The 6,080-nt window shown below is 61.8% G+C and carries 5 protein-coding genes; all 5 read right to left on the bottom strand.

All coding sequences use genetic code 11. The features are described from left to right. Positions 1–90 precede the first annotated feature (90 nt). A complete protein-coding gene (locus F8N49_RS24570) occupies positions 91–678 on the bottom strand; it encodes a lipoprotein (protein ID WP_041480414.1) in 588 nt (195 codons plus the stop codon). A 77-nt stretch (positions 679–755) separates the two neighbouring features. After that, positions 756–1,694: a carbohydrate kinase gene (locus F8N49_RS24565; RefSeq protein ID WP_151552963.1), complete on the bottom strand. Its 939-nt coding sequence runs from the start codon at positions 1,692–1,694 to the stop codon at positions 756–758. Positions 1,695–1,707: 13 nt separating this feature from the next. After that, positions 1,708–3,204 carry a xylulokinase gene (gene xylB / locus F8N49_RS24560; RefSeq protein WP_151552961.1) on the bottom strand — a complete coding sequence of 499 codons (1,497 nt, stop codon included), beginning with the start codon at positions 3,202–3,204 and terminating at the stop codon, positions 1,708–1,710. 204 nt (positions 3,205–3,408) lie between these two features. Next, positions 3,409–4,881: a mannitol dehydrogenase family protein gene (locus F8N49_RS24555; RefSeq protein WP_151552959.1), complete on the bottom strand. Its 1,473-nt coding sequence runs from the start codon at positions 4,879–4,881 to the stop codon at positions 3,409–3,411. 15 nt (positions 4,882–4,896) lie between these two features. Then, positions 4,897–6,000: an ABC transporter ATP-binding protein gene (locus tag F8N49_RS24550; protein WP_151552957.1), complete on the bottom strand. Its 1,104-nt coding sequence runs from the start codon at positions 5,998–6,000 to the stop codon at positions 4,897–4,899. Positions 6,001–6,080: the final 80 nt, after the last annotated feature.

The following is a 6,080-nucleotide window of genomic DNA, read 5'->3' as shown; positions in this document are numbered from 1 at the left end:
CCCACAGGTTTCTCGGGTGGACACAAAATCGGCGTTCACTAAGGTCCCGTGGGAGCGGGCTTGCCCGCGAAGGCGTCTTCAGCAACACCGCTACAACCAATGCCAGAACCGGCTCCAGAACCCGCGATTGAGGTCTTCCTTGCAGCCGGCGTATTGCTGCGCATACAGATCCGAACGGTTCTGCACCTTGCGCGCGGTCGGCGGTAGCCAGGCCTTGCTCGCGTAGGTCTTGTTGCGGAAGCCGCCCCAGCCTTCGTGGTAGTTCAGGTACTGGTTATAGGCGTCGTATTTGTACACGCCGTTGATCGAGGTGGTCTTGTCCATGTACCAGCCGACGAAGTCGATGGCGTCGTCGAAGTCTTCGCGATCGGCCCAGTTGCGGCCGGTGCTTTTCTGGTAGTCGGCCCAGACTTCATCCTTGGCTTGCGCATAACCGGAAGCGGTGGAGACGCGGCCCCAGGGAATTACCCAGAGCAGATATTTGCGCGGCGTCTTGGCGTCGTAGCGATAGCCGGATTCCTGATACATGATCGCGAAAGGCACCTGGATCGGCACGCCCCAGCGTTTCTGGGTGACTTGCGCAGCGTCGTACCAGTCGCTTTTCTCGCGGAAGATTGCGCAGATGTCTTCCGGCGAGCGGGGCGGCGAGGTGCCGCAACCGCTCAGCAGGGTGGCCATGGTCAGGAGGGCGAGGGTGTGCCTGTGATTCAAGAGCTGTTTTCCGTCGTGCGCAAAAAGGCCGACAGTCTACGCGCTCAGCTCAATTGATGACGATAGGGCAGATCCGGACCGGTTTTGCTGCAGGTCAGTGCGGCGGCTTGTACGGCGAACCTGAGCATGCCGTCGATTTGCTCGCGACTGAGCTGCTGGACGCCTTCGACGGAGTCCAGAGAATGTTCGGTCAGCCAAGTGATCAGCGCCGCCTGGAAGGTGTCGCCAGCACCTACCGTATCGGCGATCTGAACCTGATTGGCCGGTACCGACCACGAGCCATGGGCGCGACTGAACACGGTCGCGCCATCGCCACCGCGAGTAAGGAAGACGATCTGGCAGCGATGTTCGAGCCAGCCTTCAATAACATGCTGCGGATTTTGCTCGGGATAGAGCAGGCTCAGATCCTCGTCGCTGACTTTGATCAGATCGGCCAGTTGAACCAGCGTGGCGATGCGCTCGCGCCATAGATTGATGTTCGGCTCGGGATTGAGGCGCACGTTGGGGTCGAGGCTGATCAGGCGTTTGCCGCTTTCGCGTTGGACCAGTTTCAGCAACGTGTCGCCAATCGGCTGCACCACCAGCGAAAACGAGCCGATGTGCAGGCCGCGCACCTCGTCGCCAAGTGTCGGCAGATGCGCCTCGCTCACTTGCCGGTCGGCACAGCCTTCGCCACGGAAGCTGTAGTGCGGTGAGCCATTGGCGCCTACCGCGACCATCGCCAGGGTGGTCGGCGCGGCGAAATCCACCAGATAATCCGGGCGCACACCTTCGTCCTGCAGGACTTGCTGCAAACGCCGGCCGAGGTAGTCGGTGGACAGCCCACCGAAGAGCGCCGAGTCCACGCCCAGACGGCGCAGACCGACGGCGACGTTGAACGGCGAGCCGCCGGCAATCGCCTTGAAATTGACTTTCGAGGCCAGACCGCTGGCATCGTTTTCGCTGAAGAAATCAAACAGGGCTTCGCCACACACCAGGTACATAGTTGTTTGCTCGTTATAGGGTTGCGACATGCTGTTGATAGCGTTCGTAGGCCTGCTGGAACGCCGCGACATTGGCGGCGATCGGCAGGGTTTCGCTGCCTGCGTCGAGTTTCACGCAGCGCTCGCACAGATCGGCCAGGGAGACATCATCGCCGTTAGAGCGCGACGCGCACCACGCCGCTTGAATCGCCGCACCCAGTGCGGCGGCTTCGCTTTGTTCGGTGCAGATCACCGGAGCGTTCATGATGTCGGCGACGATCTGCCGCCACACCGCGCTCTTCGAGCCGCCGCCGATCAGGCAAATGCGCAGGCTTTGTAAACCATTCTGGCGGAGCAAATCCAGCCCGTAGCGCAAACCGAAGGTGGTGCCTTCGACAGCGGCGCGGCACAGGTTGGCTTGGGTCAGGTTGTCCATGGTCAGCCCATGCAGGCTGCCGGTGGCGTGGGGCAGGGCAGGGACGCGCTCACCGTTGAGAAACGGCAACATGCTCACGCCTTCGGCACCGATCGGCGATTGCGCGACCAGTTGGTTGAAGGTCGGCAGGTCGAGCTTGAACAGTTCGCGAATTGCACCGGTGGCGTTGGTCAAATTCATGGTGCAGATCAACGGCAGCCAGCCGCCGCTGGAGGAACAGAACGTGGCAACCGAGGCATCGGCGCTGACGCTCGGCTCCTCCGAATAGGCGTAGACCGTGCCGGACGAACCGAGGCTCATGGTGATCGCGCCAGGCTGGATATTGCCGGTACCGATGGCGCCCATCATGTTGTCGCCACCGCCGCTCGAGACCACCGCGTTGGGGTTGATGCCGAGTTGCTCGGCGATTGCCGGGAGGAGAGTGCCGACGGCGGCGTGCGCGTCGATCAGCTCCGGCAGCGCGGCTTGCAAACGGCCGCTGGCATCGATGTCGCGCAGGATCTGTACATCCCACTGCCGCGTGCGCACATTGAAATAGCCGGTGCCGGACGCATCGCCGTATTCGCTGCAGGCGCGACCGGTGAGCCAGTAGTTGAGGTAGTCGTGAGGCAACAGAATCCGGGCGATGCGTGAGAACACGTCGGGATGCTGCTCTTTGGTCCAGAGCAGTTTCGACACCGTGTAGCCCGGCGCAATGACCACGCCGAGGCGTTCCAGCGAACCTTTCTCGCCGCCCAGTTGCGCGAGCAAGCGCTCGTTTTCCGGCGTGGTTTCGGTGTCGCACCAGAGCTTGGCCGGACGCAGCACTGCGCCTTGCTCATCGAGCAGGACCAAGCCGTGTTGCTGGCCGGAGACGCCGACACCGAGGATCGCCTGGCCGTCGACATTGGCCGCTCGCAACGCCTGGCGGGTGGCGCTGACGAACGCGTCGAGCCACTGTTGAACGTCTTGTTCGCGGCGGCCGTTGGCGCCGCTGATCATCGTGTGCGGCGCTGCGCCCAGACCGAGCACCTGGCCGCTGTCGGCGTCGAGGATGATCGCTTTGGTGCCTTGGGTGCCGCAGTCGATACCCAGAAAGAGCTTTGTTGTTGTCATGTATGGGCCTGTCAGATTGCGCTGAAGATCAAGAGCTACCCCCTCACCCCAGCCCTCTCCCCCACGGGGGCGAGGGGGAAAGGGAGCAGATTTTCATGCCTTTCACACTCTGTATTCGACTCGGAATTTCAGGTCGATGAATAACGGAAGAACCACGCGGTCGGTTCCCTCTCCCTCCGGGAGAGGGCTAGGGTGAGGGGCTTTTCAGCCGAGCACCCGTTCCAGAGTCCGCGAAACCCCAACCTCGCGCAAACTCTGGCAGCACCACTCGAACGCTGCAACAAACTCCGCCGACTTCGGTATCGCCGTGCCGAAAATCTCTTCCACGCCCAACAGGCGTTCGGTGATCAACCCATCGTCCGCCACCAGACCTTGGCAGAAAGCCGCTCGCGGGTCCGGAATCGAATACGTATCGCCATTCTCATCCACGCCCTTCAAATACAGCGCCCACGCCGCGACTACCAGCGCTGCACGCTTGGTCTCGCGGCCATCGGCGATCAGCCGATTGATCGTCGGCACGGTGAACTTGGGAAACTTCGACGAGCCATCCGAACACACACGCTCCAACTGATCGGCAATCGCCTGATTGGAAAACCGCGCCACCAGCGTGTCCTTGTATTCGCTCAGATCAATGCCCGGCACCGGTGCCAGTTGCGGCGTGACATCCAGGTCCATATAAGCGCGCATGTAACGCACGAACAGCGGATCGTTCATGGTGTCGTGGACGAAGCGATAACCCTTGAGAAAGCCCAGATACGTCAGCGCCAGGTGACTGCCGTTGAGCAGTTTGATTTTCATCTCTTCGTACGGCGACACATCGTCGGTGAACTGCACGCCGACCTTTTCCCATGCCGGGCGGCCGTTGACGAATTTGTCTTCCAGCACCCACTGCACAAACGGTTCGCAGACCACCGGCCAGGCATCGTCGACGCCGTGTTTGTCGGCCAGTTGCAGGCGATGCGCGGTGCTGGTCATCGGCGTGATGCGGTCGACCATGGCGTTGGGGAAGCTGACGTTCTGGTCGATCCAATCGCGCAATTGCGGATCACGCAGCGCGGCGAACGCCAGCAGTGCCTTGCGCGCGACCGCGCCGTTGTGCGGCAGGTTATCGCAGGACATCACGGTAAATGCCGGAACACCCGTCGCACAACGTTTGGCCAATGCGGCGCAGAGGAAACCGAACACGGTGCCCGGCGCTTCGGGATGGGCGAGGTCGTGTTGAATCTGCGGCAGATGCGCCATGAATTCGCCGTTGCTGTCGTCGATGCAGTAACCGCCCTCGGTGATGGTCAGCGAGACGATGCGGATCTGCGGTTCGGCGAGTTTGTCGATCAGCGTTTGCGCGCCATCTTCGGCCAGCAGCATGTCGCGGATTGCGCCGATGACGCGCACTTCGGTGTCATCGCTGTCGCCCAGTTCAAACAAAGTGAACAGGTAATCCTGCTCGCGCAGATCATCGCGAGCGCGGCGATCTTCCGGGCGCAGGCCGACGCCGCAGATTGCCCAGTCCAGTGCTTCGCCAGTGTTCATCAAGGCATCGGTGTAATACGCCTGGTGCGCGCGGTGGAAACCGCCGACGCCGATGTGCGCGATGCCCTGGCGCGTGTCGCTCAGGTTGTAGCCCGGCAGTCGCACTTCGGCGGCGAGGCGATTGAGGTTCTGTTGGTTGAGTTTCATCGGATAGTCTCGAAATCAGGCGGCAGCGCGCAGTGGGCGGGTCAGCGCCACACCTTCAGCGTCGAACAGGTGGCAGTGAGTCGGGTCCAGGCGCAGGCTCAATTGCTCGCCATAACGGCTGGCCAGGTCGCCGCGCACGCGCATGGTCAGGGCTTCACCGGCGCTGGTGGTGACGTGGCAGAAGGTGTCGCTGCCAAGGCGTTCGCTGACATCGGCAGTCACCTGCAACGTGCAGTCGCCAGGTTGCGCCAGCTCAAGATGTTCGGGGCGAATGCCCAACGTGACTGCGCTGCCGACACTGAGGCTGGCGGCGTTGAACGGCAGGGTGATGCGCGTGCCGGCGTCCAGCGAAACTTCGCAGCTGGCGCCGTCGATGCGGGCAATCTTGCCTTTGAGGAAACCCATTTTCGGCGTGCCGAGGAAGCCTGCGACAAACAGATTGGCCGGGTTGTGATAGAGGTCCAGCGGCGAGCCGACCTGTTCGATCCTGCCGCCATTGAGCACCACGACTTTGTCGGCCATGGTCATCGCTTCGACCTGATCGTGGGTCACGTAGATCATCGTCGCTTGCAGGTCTTTGTGCAGGCGCAGCAGCTCCAGACGCATCTGCACGCGCAACGCCGCGTCGAGGTTGGACAGCGGTTCATCGAAGAGGAAAATCTTCGGGTTGCGCACGATGGCACGGCCGATCGCCACGCGCTGGCGCTGGCCGCCGGACAGCTGTTTCGGTTTGCGCTCGAGCATCGGTCCGAGCTCGAGAATCCGCGCTGCTTCGCCGACTTTGCGTTCGACTTCGGCTTTCGGCACGCCGGCCAGATCGAGGGCGAACGACATGTTCTTTTTCACCGTCATGTGCGGGTACAGCGCGTAGGTCTGGAACACCATCGCCAGATCGCGCTTGGCCGGGCTGACTTCAGTGATGTCGCGGCCATCGAGTTCGATGGTGCCGCCGCTGACCTCTTCAAGGCCGGCGATCAGGCGCAGCAGGGTGGATTTGCCGCAGCCCGACGGGCCGACGAAGACCACGAATTCCTTGTCGTTCACTTCCAGGTCAATGCCCTTGATGATGGAAAAACCTTCGAAGCCTTTTTGCAGATTCTTGATTTTCAGGTTGGCCATGAGATGGGCCTCCGCATTGTTGTTATTCGATTGAGCTGGATAAGCTCTTTTGTGGGAGCGAGCTTGCTCGCGAAGGGGCC

It is taken from the genome of Pseudomonas sp. GXM4, assembly GCF_008923895.1.
Lineage (GTDB): Bacteria > Pseudomonadota > Gammaproteobacteria > Pseudomonadales > Pseudomonadaceae > Aquipseudomonas > Aquipseudomonas atacamensis.
The sequence above is the reverse complement of the archived record's forward strand: the minus strand, read 5'-3'. Positions and strand labels throughout refer to the sequence as shown.

What these genes read in the sequence shown, in the direction of transcription:
- F8N49_RS24555 (WP_151552959.1), bottom strand. Translation starts at nt 4,881, where the DNA reads ATGAAACTCAACCAACAGAACCTCAATCGCCTCGCCGCCGAAGTGCGA.
- xylB (WP_151552961.1), bottom strand. Translation starts at nt 3,204, where the DNA reads ATGACAACAACAAAGCTCTTTCTGGGTATCGACTGCGGCACCCAAGGC.
- F8N49_RS24570 (WP_041480414.1), bottom strand. Translation starts at nt 678, where the DNA reads ATGGCCACCCTGCTGAGCGGTTGCGGCACCTCGCCGCCCCGCTCGCCG.
- F8N49_RS24565 (WP_151552963.1), bottom strand. Translation starts at nt 1,694, where the DNA reads ATGTACCTGGTGTGTGGCGAAGCCCTGTTTGATTTCTTCAGCGAAAAC.
- F8N49_RS24550 (WP_151552957.1), bottom strand. Translation starts at nt 6,000, where the DNA reads ATGGCCAACCTGAAAATCAAGAATCTGCAAAAAGGCTTCGAAGGTTTT.